This window comes from Paraburkholderia humisilvae (genome assembly GCF_902859855.1).
Lineage (GTDB): Bacteria > Pseudomonadota > Gammaproteobacteria > Burkholderiales > Burkholderiaceae > Paraburkholderia > Paraburkholderia humisilvae.
This window is the reverse complement of the sequence record NZ_CADIKH010000026.1, coordinates 63,466-84,495: the sequence shown is the minus strand read 5'-3', so window position 1 is coordinate 84,495 and position 21,030 is coordinate 63,466. Positions and strand designations below refer to the sequence as shown.

General features: G+C 61.7%; 17 protein-coding genes. All 17 read left to right on the top strand.

The window, feature by feature from the left end:
* The first annotated feature begins 94 nt into the window (after positions 1-94).
* The 17 genes from HV796_RS25070 (at position 95) to HV796_RS24990 (ending at position 20,888) form a co-directional block, all read left to right on the top strand.
* Positions 95-1,618: a CoA-acylating methylmalonate-semialdehyde dehydrogenase gene (locus tag HV796_RS25070; protein WP_175229197.1), complete on the top strand. Its 1,524-nt coding sequence runs from the start codon at positions 95-97 to the stop codon at positions 1,616-1,618.
* An 84-nt stretch (positions 1,619-1,702) separates the two neighbouring features.
* On the top strand, positions 1,703-3,436 hold the full coding sequence (locus HV796_RS25065) for a GMC family oxidoreductase (RefSeq protein ID WP_175229196.1): 1,734 nt from the start codon (positions 1,703-1,705) through the stop codon (positions 3,434-3,436).
* A 257-nt stretch (positions 3,437-3,693) separates the two neighbouring features.
* Positions 3,694-4,473 (top strand): ABC transporter ATP-binding protein, encoded by a 780-nt coding sequence (locus HV796_RS25060; protein WP_175229195.1) that lies wholly within the window; start codon positions 3,694-3,696, stop codon positions 4,471-4,473.
* Positions 4,470-5,228 (top strand): ABC transporter ATP-binding protein, encoded by a 759-nt coding sequence (locus HV796_RS25055; protein ID WP_175229194.1) that lies wholly within the window; start codon positions 4,470-4,472, stop codon positions 5,226-5,228. Before HV796_RS25060 ends, HV796_RS25055 begins: the two co-directional genes overlap by 4 nt.
* A gap of 79 nt (positions 5,229-5,307) precedes the next feature.
* Positions 5,308-6,522, top strand: a complete 1,215-nt coding sequence (locus HV796_RS25050) for an ABC transporter substrate-binding protein (RefSeq protein ID WP_175229193.1) — start codon at positions 5,308-5,310, stop codon at positions 6,520-6,522.
* 131 nt (positions 6,523-6,653) lie between these two features.
* Complete coding sequence (locus tag HV796_RS25045) at positions 6,654-7,538, top strand: branched-chain amino acid ABC transporter permease (protein ID WP_175229192.1); 885 nt, start codon at positions 6,654-6,656, stop codon at positions 7,536-7,538.
* Complete coding sequence (locus tag HV796_RS25040) at positions 7,538-8,509, top strand: branched-chain amino acid ABC transporter permease (RefSeq protein ID WP_175229221.1); 972 nt, start codon at positions 7,538-7,540, stop codon at positions 8,507-8,509. Before HV796_RS25045 ends, HV796_RS25040 begins: the two co-directional genes overlap by 1 nt.
* Positions 8,510-9,055: 546 nt before the next feature.
* The gene (locus HV796_RS25035) at positions 9,056-10,222 is read left to right on the top strand and encodes an ABC transporter substrate-binding protein (RefSeq protein WP_175229191.1); all 1,167 of its coding nucleotides are present in this window, start codon (positions 9,056-9,058) and stop codon (positions 10,220-10,222) included.
* A 380-nt stretch (positions 10,223-10,602) separates the two neighbouring features.
* Positions 10,603-11,658 (top strand): branched-chain amino acid ABC transporter permease, encoded by a 1,056-nt coding sequence (locus tag HV796_RS25030; RefSeq protein ID WP_175229190.1) that lies wholly within the window; start codon positions 10,603-10,605, stop codon positions 11,656-11,658.
* Between the two features lie 4 nt (positions 11,659-11,662).
* On the top strand, positions 11,663-13,447 hold the full coding sequence (locus HV796_RS25025) for a branched-chain amino acid ABC transporter ATP-binding protein/permease (RefSeq protein ID WP_175229189.1): 1,785 nt from the start codon (positions 11,663-11,665) through the stop codon (positions 13,445-13,447).
* A complete protein-coding gene (locus HV796_RS25020; RefSeq protein WP_175229220.1) occupies positions 13,447-14,235 on the top strand; it encodes an ABC transporter ATP-binding protein in 789 nt (262 codons plus the stop codon). Before HV796_RS25025 ends, HV796_RS25020 begins: the two co-directional genes overlap by 1 nt.
* A gap of 197 nt (positions 14,236-14,432) precedes the next feature.
* On the top strand, positions 14,433-16,391 hold the full coding sequence (gene mnmG / locus HV796_RS25015) for a tRNA uridine-5-carboxymethylaminomethyl(34) synthesis enzyme MnmG (protein WP_175229188.1): 1,959 nt from the start codon (positions 14,433-14,435) through the stop codon (positions 16,389-16,391).
* A complete protein-coding gene (gene rsmG, locus HV796_RS25010; RefSeq protein WP_175229187.1) occupies positions 16,388-17,098 on the top strand; it encodes a 16S rRNA (guanine(527)-N(7))-methyltransferase RsmG in 711 nt (236 codons plus the stop codon). Before mnmG ends, rsmG begins: the two co-directional genes overlap by 4 nt.
* 66 nt (positions 17,099-17,164) lie before the next feature.
* Positions 17,165-17,935 (top strand): ParA family protein, encoded by a 771-nt coding sequence (locus HV796_RS25005; protein WP_175229186.1) that lies wholly within the window; start codon positions 17,165-17,167, stop codon positions 17,933-17,935.
* A gap of 41 nt (positions 17,936-17,976) precedes the next feature.
* Positions 17,977-18,864 (top strand): ParB/RepB/Spo0J family partition protein, encoded by an 888-nt coding sequence (locus HV796_RS25000; protein ID WP_175229185.1) that lies wholly within the window; start codon positions 17,977-17,979, stop codon positions 18,862-18,864.
* An 11-nt stretch (positions 18,865-18,875) separates the two neighbouring features.
* Positions 18,876-20,024, top strand: a complete 1,149-nt coding sequence (locus tag HV796_RS24995) for an SLC13 family permease (protein ID WP_175229184.1) — start codon at positions 18,876-18,878, stop codon at positions 20,022-20,024.
* A 291-nt stretch (positions 20,025-20,315) separates the two neighbouring features.
* On the top strand, positions 20,316-20,888 hold the full coding sequence (locus HV796_RS24990; RefSeq protein ID WP_175229183.1) for an ATP synthase subunit I: 573 nt from the start codon (positions 20,316-20,318) through the stop codon (positions 20,886-20,888).
* Positions 20,889-21,030: the final 142 nt, after the last annotated feature.

Here is a 21,030-nt window from a genome sequence, read left to right as displayed (position 1 = left end):
AACGCGATTACGCTTCGGTGTATTGCCGGTCATAAGCGGCAGGTCATAAGCGCGCCAACGAGCCGCATTCATCGACTTTTTCGACGAGGAAAACATGAGCGAGACAGATCAAAACCCTTCGCGCCTGCGCGCACTGACGCATGCGATCAACGGACGCGCGGTCGAAGGTACGAGCGGGCGCTTCGGCGACGTGTTCAATCCGGCGCTCGGCAGCGTGGCGCTGCGCGTGCCGCTCGCGAGCGTCGCCGAAGTGGACGCGGCGGTCGCCGCGGCGAAGGCGGCGTTTCCCGCGTGGAGCGAAACCGCGCCGATCAAGCGCGCGCGGGTGTTGTTCAAGTTCAAGGAGCTGCTCGACAAGCATCATGACGAGCTCGCCGAACTGATCACGCGGGAGCACGGCAAGGTGTTCTCCGATGCGAAGGGCGAGGTGATTCGCGGCATCGAAGTCGTCGAATTCGCATGCGGCATTCCGAACCTGCTGAAGACCGATTTCACCGATCAGATCGGCGGCGGCATCGATAACTGGAATCTGCGCCAGCCACTAGGCGTCGTGGCCGGCATTACACCGTTCAACTTTCCGATGATGGTGCCGTGCTGGATGTTCCCGGTCGCGATCGCATGCGGCAACACGTTTGTGCTGAAGCCGTCGGAGCGCGACCCGTCCGCGTCGGTCCGGCTGGCCGAATTGCTGAAGGAAGCCGGCTTGCCCGACGGCGTGTTCAATGTCGTGCACGGCGACAAGGTGGCAGTCGATGCGTTGCTCGTGCATCCGGATATCAGCGCGGTGTCGTTTGTCGGCTCGACGCCGATCGCGGAGTACATCTATACGGAGGGCACGAAGCACGGCAAGCGCGTGCAGGCGCTCGGCGGTGCAAAGAATCACCTCGTCGTGATGCCGGATGCGGACATGGATCAGGCGGTCGACGCATTGATCGGCGCCGCATATGGTTCGGCCGGCGAACGCTGTATGGCGATCTCGGTCGCGGTGGCGGTCGGTCATATCGCCGACGAACTGGTCGACCGTCTGACGCCGCGCGTGAAAGCGCTGAAGATCGCAAACGGTATGGACCCGGCGGCCGAGATGGGTCCGCTCGTCACGGGCGCGCATCGCGCGAAGGTGACGGGCTATGTCGACGCCGGCGTGAAGGAAGGCGCGACGCTGGTCGTCGATGGCCGCGATCATGAAGTGGCCGGTCGTGAACAAGGCTTCTTCCTCGGCGGCTCGCTGTTCGATCACGTGAAGACCGATATGTCGATCTATTGCGACGAGATCTTCGGGCCGGTGCTGTGCGTCGTGCGCGTGCCCGACTTTGCTTCGGCAGTTGAACTGATCAACCGAAACGAGTTTGCCAACGGCGTGTCGTGCTTTACGACTGACGGCGGAGTGGCTCGCGCATTCTCGCGGCAGATCCAGATCGGCATGGTCGGGATCAACGTGCCGATTCCGGTGCCGATGGCCTGGCATTCGTTCGGCGGCTGGAAGCGCTCGCTGTTCGGCGATCACAACGCATACGGCGAAGAAGGCGTGCGATTCTACACGCGCTACAAGAGCATCATGCAGCGCTGGCCGGACAGCATCGCGAAAGGCGCCGAGTTCGCGATGCCGGTGGCGAAATAAGCCGAAGCGGCAGCGTGTCATTTGATTCGAAGTGAAAGCGCGAACACCCCGGATGGTGCGCGGGATTGCAAAAGGAGACCAACGATGACCACAACCAACGCATCATCGGCAGCCGCCCAGACGGCGCGCGCCCGAACCGTCGAAGGCGAATTCGATTACATCGTGATTGGCGCGGGCACGGCGGGATGCGTGCTCGCAAACCGTCTGAGCCAGGATCGCGACGTGTCGGTGCTGCTGCTTGAGGCCGGTGGGAAGGACGATTACCACTGGATTCACGTGCCAGTCGGATACCTGTATTGCATCGGCAATCCGCGCACGGACTGGCTCTACAAGACTTGTCCCGAACCGGGTCTGAATGGCCGCGTGCTGTCGTATCCGCGCGGCAGAGTGCTCGGAGGCAGTTCGTCGATCAACGGAATGATTTACATGCGCGGCCAGCGTGAGGACTACGACGCATGGGCGCGCGTGACAAACGACCCGTCGTGGTCGTGGGACGCGGTGTTGCCGGTCTTCAAGCGCAGCGAAGACCATCACGGCGGGGCGAACCAGTGGCACGGCGCGGGCGGACAATGGCGCGTCGAAAAGCAGCGCCTCAAATGGAAAATACTCGAAACGTTTTCGCACGCGGCGCAGGAAACGGGGATTCCCGCGACCGACGACTTCAATCGCGGCGATAACTGTGGCGTCGGTTATTTCGACGTGAATCAGAGGCACGGCATTCGCTGGAATGCGTCAAAGGCATTCCTGAGGCCTGCGATGGGCCGCCCGAATCTGACCATCATCACCGGTGCGCATACCGAGCGCCTCGTGTTCGACGGCAAGCGCTGCGTCGGTGTCGAGTATCGCGGCAATGAGGTGGATTACATCGCAAAAGCAAAATGCGAAGTGATCCTGAGCGCCGGCGCGGTGAATTCGCCTCAATTGCTCGAGCTGTCCGGTGTCGGCAACGGGGCGCGTCTGCAAGACCTCGGCATCGACGTCGTTCAGGATTTGCGCGGGGTCGGCGAGAACCTGCAAGACCATCTGCAATTGAGGATGGCTTATCAAGTGCGTGGTGTGCGCACGCTGAATACGACTTCCGCGCACTGGTGGGGCAAGCTGGTGATCGGGCTGCAGTATCTGCTGCTGCAAAGCGGCCCGATGTCGATGGCGCCGTCGCAGCTCGGCGCATTTGCGAAGTCGGACCCTGCCGACCAGTCGATCACGCGTCCCGACCTCGAATATCACGTACAGCCACTGTCGCTCGAACGCTTCGGCGAACCGTTGCATCGTTTCAACGCGTTTACCGCTTCGGTTTGTCACGTGCGGCCGACTTCGCGCGGCAGCATTCACATCGGGTCGCCAGACCCGCATGCACCGCCGCTGATCGCCCCCAACTATCTGTCGACCGACTATGACCGGCACGTCGCCGCGAATGCACTGCGTCTGACGCGCCGTATCGTCGCGGCGCCCGCGCTTGCGCGCTACTCGCCGCAGGAGATTCTGCCCGGCATGCAGTTCCAGACAGAAGAAGAGTTGCAACGTGCAGCCGGCAATGTCGGCACGACGATCTTTCATCCGGTCGGCACCTGCCGGATGGGCACAACCGACGATCCCGCAGCAGTGGTCGATACCCGGTTGCGCGTGATCGGTGTCGAAGGCTTACGCGTGGTCGACGCATCGGTGATGCCTGTCATTACATCGGGCAATACGAACTCGCCGACGTTGATGATCGCGGAGCGCGCAAGCGAAATGATCCGTGCCGATCGACGCGCGCAACGCAGCACGATGTCGAACGAACCCACACCCGCAGTGAGCACGCCCATGTCGGTCGCGTGACAGTGTCATATTCGCGGCGGCGCACCAGTGCGGGATGCATGCACCGGATAGTCGCCGCGTACTTAGTGCAAATCCCAATGAATGCGCTGCATCATTGGCGCGACAATGGCAGCCATGCTGCGTAGCGCGGCATGGCTTGCCGTTCGTATTGGTGCATCACGTCACGAACGGCAACGGGGGTTTTACCGCCATCCGACCTTGCGCAAGTTCTGCGCGGATTACCGTAGTGCTTCGCCTTACTTCGCATGGAAGGGAACATGATTCTCGGCGATACGATACTCGAAACGCGCGGGCTCACGAGGGAGTTCAAAGGTTTTACTGCGGTCAACGGCGTCAACCTGCGGGTGCGCCGTGGCTCGATTCATGCGCTGATCGGACCAAACGGCGCGGGCAAGACCACCTGCTTCAATCTGCTCACCAAGTTTCTCGAACCGACCGCGGGGCAGATCGTCTTCAATGGCATCGACATCACGGGCGAGCGTCCGGCGCAGATCGCGCGGCGCGGCATCATTCGCTCGTTTCAGATTTCCGCGGTTTTCCCACATTTGACCGCATTGCAGAACGTGCGGATCGGCTTGCAGCGCGCATTGGGCACCGCGTTCCATTTCTGGAAGAGCGAGCGCACGCTACGCCAGCTCGACGACAACGCGCTGGATTTGCTGACACAAGTCGGCCTTGCCGATTTCGCCGACGTGCCCACAGTCGAACTGTCCTATGGCCGCAAACGCGCGCTCGAAATCGCGACGACGCTCGCGATGGAGCCCGAGCTGATGCTGCTCGACGAACCGACGCAAGGGATGGGCCATGAAGACGTGGATCGTGTGACCGCATTGATCAAAAAAGTATCGACGGGCCGCACGATCCTGATGGTCGAGCACAACATGAATGTGATTGCCGGCATCTCGGACACGATCACGGTCTTGCAACGCGGTGAAGTGCTGGCGGAAGGGACGTACGCCGAGGTGTCGAAGAACCCGCTCGTGACGCAGGCCTACATGGGCAGTGCCGATGCCACGCTGGCCGGAGCCCATGCATGAGCACGGTGACCGAGAACGAGAACACCGCGACGAACGGGTCGATAAGCGCGCAGCCCGCGCTCGAGATCGCCGGGCTGCAGGCGTGGTACGGCGAGTCGCATATCCTGCACGGCGTCGACCTGACGGTGGCGCCCGGCGAGGTCGTCACACTGCTCGGCCGCAACGGCGCCGGGCGCACCACGACCTTGCGCGCCATCATGGGTCTCACCGGCCGGCGCACGGGTTCGATCCGCATCGACGGCCGCGAGACGATCGACCTGGCCACGCACCGAATCGCGCATTGCGGTATCGGCTATTGCCCCGAGGAGCGCGGCATCTTTTCGAGTCTCTCCTGTGAGGAAAACCTGCTGTTGCCGCCGCCAGTGGGCGATCCGGCGCACATGATGTCGCTCGGCGAAATCTACGAGATGTTTCCGAATCTGCACGAGCGCCGGATGAGCCAGGGGACGCGGCTGTCGGGCGGCGAGCAACAGATGCTGGCGGTCGCGCGCATTCTGCGCACCGGCGCGCACCTGCTGCTGCTCGACGAAATTTCGGAAGGACTTGCGCCGGTGATCGTGCAGGCGCTCGCGCGGATGATCGTCACGCTGAAGGCGCGCGGCTACACGATCGTGATGGTCGAACAGAATTTCCGCTTCGCCGCGCCGCTGGCGGACCGTTTCTATGTGATGGAGCACGGCCGTATCGTCGAACATTTCGGTGCGAAGGAGCTCGAAAGCAAGATGCCGGTCCTGCATGACCTGCTCGGGGTGTGAACGGCGCAGACGCTTTTCGGGCCGCTCGCGCAGCACACATTGCCTCTGATAACCACAACGCAGAACGAAGGAGACATACATGAAAAGGAAGACTCTCGCGCGCCTGACCACATTGTGTTGCGCGGCGGCGGCCGGTATCGCGCTGACCGTGGGCAGCGCGCGGGCAGCCGATGACGCCGTCAAGATCGGCTTCATCACGGACATGTCGGGGCTTTATGCGGATATCGATGGCCAGGGCGGCCTCGAAGCGATTCGTATGGCAGTCGCGGATTTCGGCGGCAAGGTGAACGGCAAACCGATCCAGATTCTCTACGCGGACCACCAGAACAAGGCCGACATCGCCGCATCGCGCGCACGGGAGTGGTTCGACCGCGACGGCGTCGACGCGGTGATCGGCGGCACGAACTCGGCCACCGCGCTGTCGACCAACCAGGTCGCGGGCGAGAAGCACAAGGTGTACATCAACATCGGCGCGGGCGCCGACACGCTGACCAACGAGCAATGCACGCCGTACACGGTTCACTACGCGTACGACACGACGGCGCTCGCAAAAGGCACTGGCTCCGCGATCACGAAGCAGGGCGGCAAGACGTGGTATTTCCTCACGGCCGATTACGCGTTTGGCAAGGCGCTCGAAAAGAACACGGCGGATGTCGTGAAGGCGAACGGCGGCCAGGTGCTCGGCGAAGTGCGGCATCCGCTATCCGCATCGGATTTCTCGTCGTTCCTGCTGCAGGCGCAAGCGTCGAAGGCGCAGATTCTCGGCCTGGCCAATGCCGGCGGCGATACGATCAACTCGATCAAGGCCGCGAAGGAGTTCGGTATTACGAAGACGATGAAACTCGCCGCGCTGCTGATCTTCATCGACGATATCCACAGCCTCGGGCTCGAGACCACGCAAGGTCTCGTTGCAACGGACAGCTGGTACTGGAACAAGGACCCGAACACGCGCAAGTGGGCGCAGCGCTACTTCGACAAGATGAAAAAGATGCCGTCCAGTCTGCAGGCCGCCGACTACTCGGCAACGATGACCTACCTGAAGGCGGTGCAGGCGGTCGGTTCGACCGACCCGGACAAGGTGATGGCGCAATTGAAGAAGACGAAGATCGACGACTTCTACGGGAAGGGCTATATCCGTCAGGACGGCAGCTTCATCCATGACATGTACCTGATGCAGGTAAAGACGCCGGCCGAGTCGAAGGAGCCGTGGGACTACTACAACATAACGGCGACGATTCCGGGCGAGCAGGCATTTACGACAAAGCAGGAAACGCGCTGTGCGTTGTGGAAATAAGCGCCGGCGGTGACTGCCTGCCGCGCGCATAGCACGCGGCAGGTGAGCACGTTCCGCGTGCTGGGCGCATTGGGCCGAAGCGGGTCCGATGCGCCCAGTGCGCTTTCGCTTTCACTTTGACGACGCGTTCAATGGATATCTTTGGCATCCCGCTGCCGGCCATGTTGAGCCAGTTGCTGCTGGGTCTCGTGAACGGCTCGTTTTACGCGATCCTGAGCTTGGGCCTCGCGGTGATCTTCGGCTTGCTTAACGTGATCAACTTCGCGCATGGAGCATTGTTCATGCTGGGCGCGATGCTCACATGGATGGGGCTTGCGTATTTCGGCCTGCCGTACTGGGTGATGATCGCGCTGGCACCGATCATCGTCGGATTGTTCGGCATGCTGATCGAACGATCGATGCTGCGCTGGCTGTACAAGCTCGATCACCTCTATGGCCTGTTGCTGACATTTGGCCTCACGCTTGTCGTCGAAGGCGTGTTCCGCTCGATCTATGGCGCGTCCGGCCAACCATACGACGTGCCCGCTGCGCTGTCCGGTGCGACCAATCTCGGCTTTATGTTTCTGCCGAACTATCGCGCGTGGGTGGTCGTCGCATCGCTGGTCGTCTGCTTCGCGACGTGGTTCGTGATCGAGAAGACCCGCCTTGGCGCGTATCTTCGCGCGGGCACGGAAAACCCGAAGCTAGTCGAGGCATTTGGCGTCAACGTGCCGCTAATGGTCACGCTCACTTATGGCTTCGGTGTCGCGCTTGCGGGGTTCGCGGGCGTGCTCGCTGCGCCAGTGATCCAGGTCTCGCCGCTGATGGGGCAGCCGTTCATCGTCACCGTGTTTGCGGTCGTCGTGATCGGTGGGATGGGTTCGATCATGGGCTCGATTGTGACCGGCCTCGTGCTCGGCGTGATTGAGGGATTCACGCGCGTGTTCTATCCGGAAGCATCGGCGACAGTCGTGTTCGTGATCATGGCGCTCGTGCTGCTGGTGCGGCCGACGGGTCTCTTCGGCAAGGAAAAATGATGCAGAGAAAAGCGCTTTACGTGCTGCTGCTGATCGGGCTCATCGTCGCGCCGTTCGCAGGTGCGTATCCGGTGTTCGTCATGAAAGTGCTGTGCTTCGCCCTCTTCGCGGCGGCGTTCAATCTTTTGATCGGCTATACGGGGCTGCTGTCGTTCGGGCATGCGATGTTTCTCGCGTCGGCCGGGTATGTGACGGGCTACGCGATCCAGACGCTCGGCACAACGCCCGAAATCGGCGTGCTGGCCGGCACCGCAGCCGCGACGTTGCTCGGCCTCGTCGTCGGGTTGTTCGCGATCCGCCGGCAGGGCATCTACTTTGCGATGGTCACGCTCGCGCTCGCACAGATGGTTTACTTCGTGTTCCTGCAGGCGCCATTCACGCATGGCGAGGACGGTCTGCAAGGTGTGCCGCGCGGCAAGCTGTTCGGTTTGCTCAATCTGTCGTCGGATCTCACGCTGTACTTTGTCGTGCTGCTGGTCATGGTGCTCGCGTTCCTGCTGATCGTGCGTATCGTGCACTCGCCGTTCGGGCAGGTGCTGATCGCGATCAAGGAGAACGAGCCGCGGGCGATTTCACTGGGCTACGACACGAACCGCTTCAAGCTGCTCGCATTCGTGCTGTCCGCCGGGCTCGCTGGCCTCGCCGGTTCGCTCAAAGTGCTGGTGCTTGGCTTCGAAACCCTGAGCGACGCGTACTGGACGATGTCCGGCCTCGTGGTGCTGATGACGCTGGTCGGTGGGATGGGCACGCTGTTTGGACCGCTGCTTGGCGCCGCGCTGATCGTCGCGCTTGAAGACCGGCTCGGCGACATCGGCAACGGGATCGCGTCGGCGACCGGAATCGACTGGTTTCACTCGCTCGGCGAGTCGGTCACGATTGTGACGGGCCTGATCTTCATCGCGTGCGTGCTCGCGTTCCGGCGCGGGATCGTCGGTGAGATCGTCGCGCGGGTGAAGCCGCTGAGGGCATAAGCGGGTGGAAACGCTTCCTGCCTTCGTGTGTTGTTTCGGCGTCCGATATAAAAAGCGAAGCGATCGGGTGCGCTCGGCGAGCGCCCTAAAGTGTCGACAGCGCGCCCCATTGCGGTGCGAAACTGCACCACTAGGGTAAATGCTAGTTGTTTGGAAAAGACCGGTTGTTTAATCTTCACACAGTTCTGCTGCACCCGAATTTTGCAGGTGGAGAACGAGGAGACATGAGGCGCTAAGCGCCCACACGAAAGCGCTGTTGGACTGGGTCCAACAGCGCTTTTTATTTGTAGCCCTCTTTCCGGCACATTCAGTGTGCCGCGTCGTTGAATCGCGTCCCGGCAGAATATTTCCGTCCGCTGCATGACTGCCGACGAGGGTGCGAACCCCGCTTTACGCGCGCTTTGTCCAGATCGGCAAACGCTTGCCGCATCGAACAACGCTCCGCTACACTCGCGATTCCCTTGATAGCGGCCAGACCATAGGGTCGGCCCTTCTATACCGGCCCTTTATTTCGACTTCGTTTCGAACACGGGCAAAAGGAGCGGAATGAAGTCGGCATTGCGGTGGATCAGCGCGGCACTCGTCGCGACGGGCCTGAGTGCGGCGTACAGCGGCCCGGCGGCAGCGGACGTGAAGATTGGCGTTACCGTATCGGCGACGGGTCCGGCAGCCTCCCTCGGTATCCCGGAGAAGAACACCACCACGTTATTGCCCAAAGAGATCGCCGGGCAGAAAGTCGACTACATCGTGCTGGACGATGCGACGGACTCCACTCAGGCCGTCAAGAACGCACGCAAGCTGACCAGCGAAGATCATATCGATGCACTGATCGGCTCCACGGTCGTGCCGAATTCACTTGCGATGATCGACATCGCGAGCGAAACGCAAACGCCGATGATCTCGCTTGCGGCCGCGGCGGCGATTGTCGAGCCGATGGATGCGAAGCGCGCCTGGGTCTTCAAGACGCCGCAAAACGACATTCTGATGGCGACGGCGATTGCGCGGCACATGGCCAGTCATGGCGTGAAGACCGTTGCGTTCATCGGTTTCGCCGATGCTTATGGCGAGAGCTGGTTCAAGGAATTTTCCAGGGCCGCCGAGCTTGCGAAGATCAGGATCGTCGCAAGCGAGCGCTTCGCGCGCAACGACACATCGGTGACCGGCCAGGTGCTGAAGATGATGGTGCAGAACCCGGATGCGGTGCTGATCGCCGGCGCCGGCACGCCCGCCGCGCTGCCGCAGAAAACGCTAAGGGAACGTGGCTACAAGGGGAAGTACTACCAGACGCACGGCGTCGCCAATAACGACTTCCTGCGCGTCTGCGGCAAGGATTGCGAAGGCACGTATCTGCCGGCGGGGCCGCTGCTGGTTGCGGATCAACTGCCGGATTCGAATCCGGCCAAACAGCCCGCACTAACGTATAAGCACGCGTACGAAGCGGCGTTCGGCCCGGGTTCGGTGTCGACATTCGGCGGCCATATGTGGGATGCTGGATTGCTGCTGCAGCGCGCGATTCCGACCGCGTTGAAGAAGGGGCAGCCGGGTACGCCGGCGTTCCGCGAAGCGCTGCGCGCAGCGCTTGAGAACACCAAGGATTTGCCGGCATCGCAGGGCATTTTCAACATGAGCGTCAATGATCACGCCGGCCTCGATCAGCGGGCGCGCGTGATGGTGCAGATCGTCGACGGGAAATGGAAACTCGTGTCCGACTAGGTCACATCGGCTGTCGGAGCTTCCGGAGCAAAGAGGCGCGTGCGGATCATCGACGCGCCTTTTTTGTTGCCTGCGTGCAGCGCGGTCCGGGCTCAAAAGCATCTCAAAGAACTAGAACGAACGCGCCGTAACTGCGGCGAACAAGCGTCGTATCAAGCACAATGGCAGGCGCTGCCACATCAATAGTCGGTCTCGGCGAGGGTCGGTGCACCAGCGGCCGCCGCAGCAGCAGTGGCGATCGAACCGCGCGTTGAACGCGCTGCGCCCCTGCTGCACGAATCAGCCTTCAAGGCTTCACTGCCGGTTCTGACACGTTCGGTCTTCCGGCTGTTCCGTTTGCTTTTCCCGCTTCGGTTTTCGACGCTCCAGGACGAGTTTGTATGGACCTATCAATCGCGACGATCCTCGCGCAGGACGGCATCACGACCGGCGCGATCTACGCATTGCTTGCACTCGCGCTAGTGCTGGTGTTCTCAGTCACGCGCGTGATCTTTATCCCGCAAGGGGAGTTCGTTTCATACGGCGCGCTAACGTTGGCCGCGCTGCAGTCACAGAAGTTTCCCGCCACCTGCTGGATGCTGGTTGCGATGGGCGCCGCATGCTTTGTCGTCGAAGCGGGCGGACTCGTTCGGCGTCCCGAACGATGTCGTCATGGGGCGCGCACGCTCGTCACGCTCGCCGGCAAATATCTGCTGTTCCCGATTGCCGTGTGCGCAGTTACGCGCGGCCTGTTCATGCAGCCACTGCCAATGATGGTGCAGATCGCGCTGGCGTTGCTAATCGTCATTCCGATGGGACCGTTCGTGTACCGGCTCGCGTTTGAGCCGATCGCCGGGACGCCGACGCTGTTGCTGCTGATCGTGTCGGTGGCGGTGCACTTCGCGATGGTCGGCCTCGGGCTTGTGATGTTCGGCGCGGAAGGCTCGCGCACCCATGCGTTCTCGGATGCGACGTGGAACGTCGGCACGCTGGCGATCTCGGGGCAAAGTCTCTGGGTGATCGGCACCGCTGTCGTGTTGATTGTCGCGCTGTATCTGTACTTCGATCGTTCGATTTCCGGTAAGGCATTACGCGCGACATCGGTGAACCGCGTCGGCGCGCAGCTGGTCGGAATCGGTCCGACGCAGGCCGGACGTCTCGCATTGACGCTCGCCGCGGGCCTCGGCGCGTTGTGCGGCATGCTTGTCGCACCGTTGACGACGATCTACTACGACTCGGGTTTCCTGATCGGTTTAAAGGGGTTCGTCGGCGCGATCATCGGCGGGCTGGTCAGCTATCCGCTCGCGGCGGCCGGCTCCGTGCTGGTCGGGCTGCTCGAATCGTATTCATCGTTCTGGGCGAGCGCGTACAAGGAAGTCATCGTGTTCACGTTGATCATCCCGGTGCTGCTGTGGCGCAGTCTCACGACGCCGCATGCTGAAGAAGCGGAGGAGTGACGCGATGAAACGTATCGTGAAGAACGGACCGTTCTGGATGTTCCTGATCGTGTTATTCGCGCTGCCGGTGCTGCCGAAGCCGCTTCATGTACCGGAGTACTGGATCACGCTGCTCAATTACATCGGCTTGTATTCAATCGTGGCAATCGGGCTCGTGCTGCTGACCGGCATCGGCGGAATGACGAGCTTCGGGCAGGCCGCGTTCGTCGGCATCGGCGCCTATGCGACCGCGTATCTGACGACGCAGTTCGGCGTGTCGCCGTGGCTCGGGCTGATTGCCGGTGTCTTGCTGACCGCGCTGATCGCGTGGGTGCTCGGCGCGGTGACGATGCGGCTGTCCGGGCATTTCCTGCCGCTCGGTACGATCGCCTGGGGACTCGCGCTGTTCTTTCTGTTCGGCAACCTCGAACTACTGGGTAAATACGACGGCATCAACGGCATTCCAGTGTTGAACCTGCTCGGCATCGATCTCGAGACGGGCCGGCATATCTACTACCTGATCTGGATCGTCGTCTTAGGCGCAGTCGTCTCTGTTCAGAATTTGCTTAATAGTCGACCTGGCCGTGCAATCCGCGCGCTGCGTGGCAGCGGATCGATGGCGGAGGCGATGGGTGTCGATACTGGCTGGATGCGGGTCGTGATTTTTGTCTATGCGGCCGTGCTCGCGGCAATCTCCGGCTTTCTGTACGCGCATTTGCAGCGCGCGGTGAATCCGACGCCGTTCGGTCTCAATCACGGCATCGAGTATCTGTTCATGGCGGTGGTCGGCGGTGTGTCGCACGTGTGGGGCGCGGTGCTCGGGGCGGCGATTCTGACGCTACTGCAGGACTACCTTCAGACACTGTTGCCGAAGCTGCTCGGCGAAAACGGCAACTTCGAAATGATCGTGTTCGGCATTCTGATGGTCCTGCTGCTGCAACACGCGCGCGGCGGTGTCTGGCCGTTCGTTGCGCGGCTCTTCCCGCGCGGCCCGCAAGCGCGCGCGCCGAACGATGTGCATCCGCTGCCGATGCGCAGCAAACCGGCGGCCGGCGAGCGGCTGCTTTCCGTCGACAAGGTGCGCAAGGAATTCGGCGGGCTTGTCGCCGTGAACGATGTCAGTTTCGACGTGAAGTCCGGACACATCATCGGGCTGATCGGCCCGAACGGCGCCGGCAAGTCGACCACCTTCAACCTGGTGACCGGTGTGCTGCAGCCAACGCGTGGCACGGTGACGTTTCGCGGCGAGCGGATTGATGCGCTGAATTCGCGAGAGATCGCGAGGCGCGGCATCGGACGCACGTTTCAGCACGTGAAGCTGGTGCCGGGTATGACCGTTCTGGAGAACGTCGCGATCGGCGCGCATCTGCGTGGCCGTGCTGGCGTCTGGCGCAGCATTGTGCGGCTAAACCGGTCAGAGGAAGCGCGCCTGATGGCGGAAGCCGCACGTCAGATCCGGCGCGTCGGGCTCGAGAAGCATCTGTACGACGAAGCCGGGAGCCTCGCGCTCGGCCAGCAGCGGATTCTCGAGATCGCGCGTGCGCTGTGCTGCGACCCGACGTTGCTGTTGCTCGACGAACCGGCCGCGGGCTTGCGTTATCAGGAGAAGCAGCAACTGGCTGCGCTGCTGCGTCGGTTGCGCGAGGAAGGGATGAGCATCCTGCTCGTCGAACACGACATGGACTTCGTGATGAACCTGACGGATCGACTGGTGGTGATGGAGTTCGGCACACGTATCGCCGAGGGCTTGCCGCATGAAGTGCAGAGAGATCCGGCTGTGCTGGAAGCCTATCTCGGCGGGGTGGAATGATGACAACGGCAAACAGGGCGACATCGGTTGATTCGACGTCCGCGCCCATTTTGCAAGTCAACGGCTTGTCGGCCCGATATGGGAAAGTCGAGGCGCTACATGGCCTGCGACTTCAGGTGCGGCCGGGGCAGATCGTCTCAGTAATCGGGCCGAACGGCGCGGGAAAGTCGACGCTGTTGAACGCGATCATGGGCTCGCTACCGGCGACCGGGCAGGCGAAGGGCGAGATCCGCTATCGCGGAGACGATGTCAGTGCGTTGCCGGTCGAACAGCGTGTCGCGGGCGGCATGTGCCTGGTGCCGGAAAAGCGTGAGCTGTTCGCGACGATGACCGTCGAGGACAACCTGGTGCTCGGTGCCTATCGTCGCAGGAAGGCCGGGGAGCGAAATTATCTCGATCAGCTCGACCCGGTATTCAGGCTGTTTCCTCGACTCAACGAGCGTCGCAAGCAGGCCGCAGGCACGTTGTCCGGCGGCGAGCGGCAGATGCTGGCGTTGGGGCGCGCGTTGATGGGTAAGCCGGATCTGCTGATGCTCGACGAGCCGAGCCTCGGGCTCGCGCCGCTGATCGTGAAGGAGATTTTTCACATCATCAGTGCGCTGCGAGCCACCGGCGTCGCGACGCTGCTGATCGAGCAGAACGCGCGCGCGGCGCTGCAAATCTCCGACTATGGCTACGTGCTGGAGACCGGTGAACTTGCGCTCAAAGGTGCGGCGAAGGATCTTGCGCAAAACCCGCAGGTGATCGAAACGTATCTGGGGCTGGCGAAGAAGCTGGCCAGACCTTGAAATCGCGTTAAGGTGACGGCGGCGCGCGCCGATGAGTTCGCGAACATTAAGCCGCGGCGACGTGTTTCACGTGAAACACGCCGCGTTTTTTACGCCCTCGATCAATTCAACGAAAATCGGGCCAAAAGCGAACCCGTTATAATTCGCCCATACATTTTTCTGAAAGGCTCACGCGAACGGTCTGCGTGAGGTCTCCGATGCTTTTTCCCACAGAGTTTGACGTAATCGTCGTCGGCGGCGGGCACGCCGGCACCGAAGCGGCGCTGGCCTCCGCGCGCATGGGCAACAAGACGTTGCTGCTTACGCACAATATCGAGACGCTCGGCCAGATGAGCTGCAATCCGTCGATCGGTGGCATCGGCAAGGGCCACCTCGTGAAGGAGGTCGATGCGCTTGGTGGTGCGATGGCGGCCGCTACCGACGAAGGCGGCATCCAGTTCCGCATCCTCAACTCGTCGAAGGGACCCGCAGTTCGCGCGACGCGCGCGCAAGCCGATCGGCTGCTGTACAAGCAGGCGATCCGCCGTCGGCTGGAGAATCAGCCGAATCTGTGGTTGTTCCAGCAGTCGGTCGACGATCTGATGGTGGAGGGCGATCGGGTCGTCGGCGCGGTGACGCAGGTCGGCATCCGCTTTCGCTCGCGCGCGGTCGTGCTGACGGCCGGGACCTTTCTTGACGGCAAAATTCACGTGGGGCTGAACAACTACACCGGTGGTCGTGCCGGTGATCCGGCGGCTGTGTCGCTGTCGGCTCGTCTGAAGGAATTGAAGCTGCCGCAAGGCCGCCTGAAGACGGGCACGCCGCCGCGTATCGACGGCCGGACGATTGACTTTTCGAAGGTCGAAGAGCAACCCGGCGATCTCGACCCGGTGCCGGTGTTCTCTTTCCTCGGCCGCGCCGAACAGCATCCACGCCAGGTGCCGTGCTGGATCACGCATACGAACACGCGTACGCACGACATCATCCGTGGTGGCCTTGATCGGTCGCCGATGTACACCGGGGTCATCGAAGGCGTCGGGCCGCGCTATTGCCCGTCGATCGAGGACAAGATCCATCGGTTTGCATCGAAGGAATCGCATCAGATTTTTCTCGAACCGGAAGGCTTGACCACTAACGAGTTCTACCCGAACGGCATCTCGACGAGTCTCCCATTTGACGTGCAATTGGAGTTGGTTCGCTCGATGCGCGGTCTTGAACACGCTCATATCCTGCGGCCCGGTTATGCGATCGAATACGACTACTTCGATCCGCGCGCACTGAAGGCGTCGCTGGAAACGAAGGCGATCCATGGACTGTTCTTTGCGGGACAGATCAACGGCACGACTGGCTATGAAGAGGCGGCCGCTCAGGGTCTGCTCGCTGGGATCAACGCTGGTCTGCAGGTGCAGGGCAAGGACGCGTGGTGTCCACGCCGTGACCAAGCATACCTTGGCGTGTTGGTCGACGATCTGGTGACGCGCGGCGTGTTGGAGCCATATCGGATGTTCACGAGCCGGGCCGAGTATCGCCTCAGTCTGCGCGAAGACAATGCCGATATGCGTCTGACGGAAATCGGCCGTGAACTTGGCCTCGTCGATGACGACCGCTGGGATGCGTTCAGTCGCAAGCGCGACGCTGTTTCACGTGAAACAGAACGTCTGCGGATAACATGGGTGACGCCGAAGACGCTTTCTTCTGATGAAGCGACCGCGCTGCTCGGCAAACCAATCGATCACGAATATAGCCTTGCTGAACTGCTGCGCAGGCCGGGCGTTACGTACGATGGCGTGTGTGGGTTGCGTGAAGGCGCATGCGCACCGACTGACGCGCTGTCTGATGATCCGGTGCTGCTCGAGCAGATCAAGGAGCAGATTGAAATCGGCATCAAGTACCAAGGTTATATCGAGCGCCAGGCGGACGAGATTGAGCGGAACGAGGCGCACGAAAACACGCGACTGCCGGAAGGGCTTGACTACGCGGAGGTGCGCGGCTTGTCGTTCGAAGCGCGTCAAAAGCTCACACAATTCCGGCCGGAAACGATCGGCCAGGCTTCGCGAATATCCGGCATCACACCAGCCGCGATTTCATTGCTGATGGTTCATCTGAAGCGGGGCTTGGGTCGCCGTTCGGCCAAGCCGATCGACTCCGGCGTCGACAGCACGCCGACGGCTCAATGACGGCGCGCCACGGTAGTCCAGCCGCTGCCAGCCGCGAAACACTGGCGGCGATGCTGGCCGAAGGCGCCCGCGCACTGAGCATCGATCTGACCGATACGCAATCCACGAAGCTGCTCGACTACGTCGCGTTACTCGCGAAATGGAACGCCGTCTATAACCTGACGGCGATCCGCGACCCGCGGCAGATGCTGATCCAACATATTCTCGATTCGCTTTCGATCGTTCCGCATCTTGCGGGGCGAGGAGCATCGTCGGCGCTTGATGTCGGATCGGGCGGCGGTTTGCCTGGTATCGTGCTCGCGATCGCGCTGCCGGACTGGCGGATCACGCTTAACGACATCGTGCAGAAGAAGACCGCGTTCCAGGCTCAGGCGAAGGCCGAGCTGGCGCTCGCAAACCTGTCGGTCGTGACCGGACGGGTCGAAACCTTGCGCCCGGGTGTCGAAGTACCGGAAAAATTCGACGTGATCGTGTCGCGCGCATTCGCAGAGCTCGCGGATTTCGTTACACTGGCCCGTCATCTGGTCGCGGAAAACGGAGCGATCTGGGCGATGAAGGGCGTGCGTCCGGACGCCGAGATCGCGCGTTTGCCGGCCGGCACTGAAGCGAAGCAGATCATCTGGCTCGAAGTGCCATCACTGGATGCTGAACGGCATCTGGTCGAAGTGCGGGTTGAGGGGCAGTCGTCGGCCTTGACGCCGGCATAACGCCGGCCGAGCGCGACAGAAGCACATCCATACCAAACATTCAGGCTGCAAAGGGACACATCCAAGATGGCAAAAATCTTCTGCGTTGCGAACCAGAAGGGCGGAGTCGGCAAAACGACGACGGCTGTCAATCTCGCCGCGAGCCTCGCATCGCAGGGACAACGTGTTCTGCTCATCGATCTCGATCCGCAGGGCAATGCGACGATGGGCAGCGGCGTCGACAAGGCCGCGTGTGAGAACACCGTCTATGAAGTGTTGTGCGATGGCGTGTCGGTTGCCGATGCAAGGGTGAAATCCGAGGCGGTCTCCTATGACGTGCTGCCGGCGAATCGCGAACTGGCCGGCGCCGAAATCGAACTCGTCGGTGTGCACAATCGCGAGCGTCAATTGAAGGAAGCGTTGCAGCACGTCACGCAGGACTACGACTTCGTGTTGATCGACTGTCCGCCGGCGTTGTCGCTGCTGACGCTGAACGGACTGTGCGCGGCGCACGGCGTGGTGATCCCGATGCAATGCGAGTATTTCGCGCTTGAAGGCTTGTCCGATCTCGTCAACACGATCAAGCAGGTGCACGCGAATATGAATCGCGACCTGAAGGTGATCGGCCTGCTGCGGGTGATGTTCGATCCGCGCATCACGTTGCAGCAGCAGGTCTCCGACCAATTGAAGGAACATTTCGGCGACAAGGTGTTCGACGTGGTGATCCCGCGCAACGTGCGTTTGGCGGAGGCGCCGAGTTACGGCCTGCCGGGCGTCGTATTCGACCGTGCGTCGCGCGGTGCGCAGGCGTACGTGCAGTTCGGCGCGGAAATGATCGAACGGGTGCGCACGCTGTGACCACACAACGCCAATCATCCAAAGCGGACCGAGGAAAGACGATGAACGCAGTGGCAAGAAAGAAGGGGCTTGGCCGAGGACTCGACGTGCTGCTTGGCGGAAGTGCGGACATCACCGAAGCCGTGAAGATCGATAGCGCGCCCCATACGCTGCCGCTGTCGCGGATGCAGGCGGGCAAGTATCAGCCGCGTACGCGAATGGACGAGGGCGCTTTACAGGAGCTCGCGGCCAGCATTCGTGCGCAGGGCCTGATGCAGCCGATTCTCGTGCGCCCGATCGGTGGCGAGAAGTTTGAGATCATTGCGGGCGAGCGCCGCTTTCGTGCCGCGCATCTTGCGGGCCTCGACGAAGTGCCGGTTCTCGTGCGCGATGTGCCGGATCAGGCCGCCGCGGCGATGGCGCTGATCGAGAACATCCAGCGCGAAGACCTGAACCCGCTTGAAGAAGCGCAGGGCATTCAGCGTCTGCTCGACGAATTTCACTTCACGCATGAACAGGCGGCCGAATCGGTCGGTCGCTCGCGTAGTGCGGTATCGAACCTGCTGCGTTTGCTGAATCTCGCGACGCCGGTGCAGACGATGCTGCTCGCCGGCGATCTCGACATGGGCCACGCGCGCGCGCTGCTCGCGGTCGATTCGGCGACGCAGATTACGCTCGCGAATCAGGTGGTCAATCGGGGCATGTCGGTACGCGAAACCGAGAAGCTCGTGACCGCGACTAACAAGGCCGCGCCCGCGCCGAAAACGCGCGTCGACCACGACGGCGGCCGCGACACGCGGCGACTCGAGGAAGAACTGTCGGATCTGCTCGCTGCCACGGTGAAAATCAAGCTCGGCCGCCGCGGTCGCGGCCAGGTGACCGTCGAATTCGGCGACCTCGACGCGCTGGAAGGCATTCTCGTGCGCCTTCGCGGCAACGCGACCGCGTAAGCGCTGCGATCGTGCCGCCCGCGGAACGCGCGCTCAGGCCCGCGCACGCAGTGCTGCGGGCAACCTGGCGACTCGTCATCAAGGAGCCGGTGCTGGCGATCCTCGCGCTGGCGCTGATCCTGCTGCAGATCTTTCACGCGCGACCATGGACGTCGCTGCCGGCACTCGTCGACTGGCAGACTGTATTGACGCTTACGGGCTTGCTGATCTTGACAAAGGCAGTGGAATCGTCAGGATTCCTGATGTGGGCCGCGCATCGTGTGGTTCATCACATTCATACTGAGCGCGCGCTTGCGTGTCTGCTGGTCGGCCTCGCCGCGGCATTGTCGACGCTGCTGACCAATGACGTCGCGTTGTTCGTCGTCGTGCCGCTCGCGTTGTCACTGCATAAGCTGACACCCTTGCCGATGAAGCGCCTCGTCGTATTCGTCGCGCTCGCGGTCAACGCGGGCTCGATTCTGACGCCGCTGGGCAATCCCCAGAATCTGTTTCTCTGGCAAACGAGCGGTGTGTCGTTCGGCCATTTCGTTTGGGCACTCGCGCCGCTGTGCGCGGTGTTAATGGTCATGCTGTATCTGCTGACTATCGCGAGTTTTCGTGCCACGCCGCTCGATCTGTCGCGAGACGTCGAGCCGCATCCGGTCGAGCGCCCGCTGATGGGCATCGCGTCTTTTTTGTTCGTCGCGTTTGTGCTACTCGCGGACGCGCATCGGCCCGGCATCGGTCTCGCTGGCGTCGCGCTCGGCTTTTTGATCTGGCGTCCGTCGATCGTGCTGAAGATCGACTGGCTGTTGCTGCTGATTTTCGTGCTGATGTTTATCGTGCTGCGCAGCGTCGCCGCCCTGCCGCACGTGCACGAGACGGTGAGCGCATGGCAACTCGCCACGCCGTTAAGAACTTATGTGGCGGGCGCCGTGCTGTCGCAGGGTATCAGCAACGTTCCCGCCGCGATCATGCTGGCGGAATTTTCCAGCGACTGGCGCGCGTTGGCGTTCGGCGTGAGCGTCGGCGGCTTCGGTATCGCAATTGGTTCGCTCGCCAATCTGATTGCGATGCGGCTGTCGAACGAGCGCGGCATGTTGACGCTGTTCCACCTTTATTCCGTGCCGTTCTGGCTCGTCAGCGGTATGCTCGGCGCGTGGCTGCTGTTGCATTTCTGACACTCACTCACACCGCATAAAAGCGCCTGCCGCGCGTTGAAAAGGCAGCGAAAAATCTTCGAAGCCGCAACGGCCCCGGCATGCCGGCACGCCGCTTACAGTTGACGCCTGTTTGACGCAAAAGAGACAGATTTTCGTATCACGGGAGACGGTCGGCGGGTATTTATTGAGTACCCTAAAGTCTTGAATTGCCTGCAACTATCGCTTACAATCCCCCGGATTTATTTGCTAGGCACCCCCGTAAGCGGTGAGTAAGCTCGCGGGCTGAACAGAACTTGGCGGGACACTGCAATGGCGGTACAAAAGTCGGGCACGGCGTCGCATCATGCGCCGAAGCAAAGCGACGACGAGCACCGTACCGAGCCTATTGTCTCTGAGACTAATTCAGATTCGTCTCGAAGTTTGCCTGCCGCGCAGTCTGATGCGTGGGATGCCGAGCAGCAAGATAACAACAACATCGTTCCGCTCACTCGGGCAGAAGCAGAAAAGCTATTCGGTCCGAACGTGAGTCGTCCATCGCGCGTTACGCCTTACAAGGTGGTGGCGGCGCAAATGGTTTTGTCCCTGGGTGCGACGCTGCTGTGGTGGCTGTTCTACAAGCCGCCGGGTGATGCTGCGCTGTCCGCATTCCTTGGGGGGGCGATTTGCTGGGTGCCGAGCGCGTTGTTCGCGGCACGTCTTAAGAAGTTGAGCGGCGCTGAGACGGCGATGAGCTGGATGATCGGTGAAGCGCTCAAGATGGGGGCGACGATCGCGATGTTCGTTGCCATCGCGTTCTGGTATCACGGGGTGCAGTGGGTGCCGCTGCTCGTCACATACCTGGTTGCGCTCAAGACGTACTGGATTGCACTGGCCTGGCGGTAACGAAGGTATAGAACACTGGCTGACGCGGTAGCACGACTGCGGCGTCGGCAAAAGGCGTGCGGGCTCGAGACGGCCCGTGCCGGGCAGGCCTGCGACGCGAACGGCGGCGGGCGGCCTCGATCGATTTTCGACAATTTGGGTG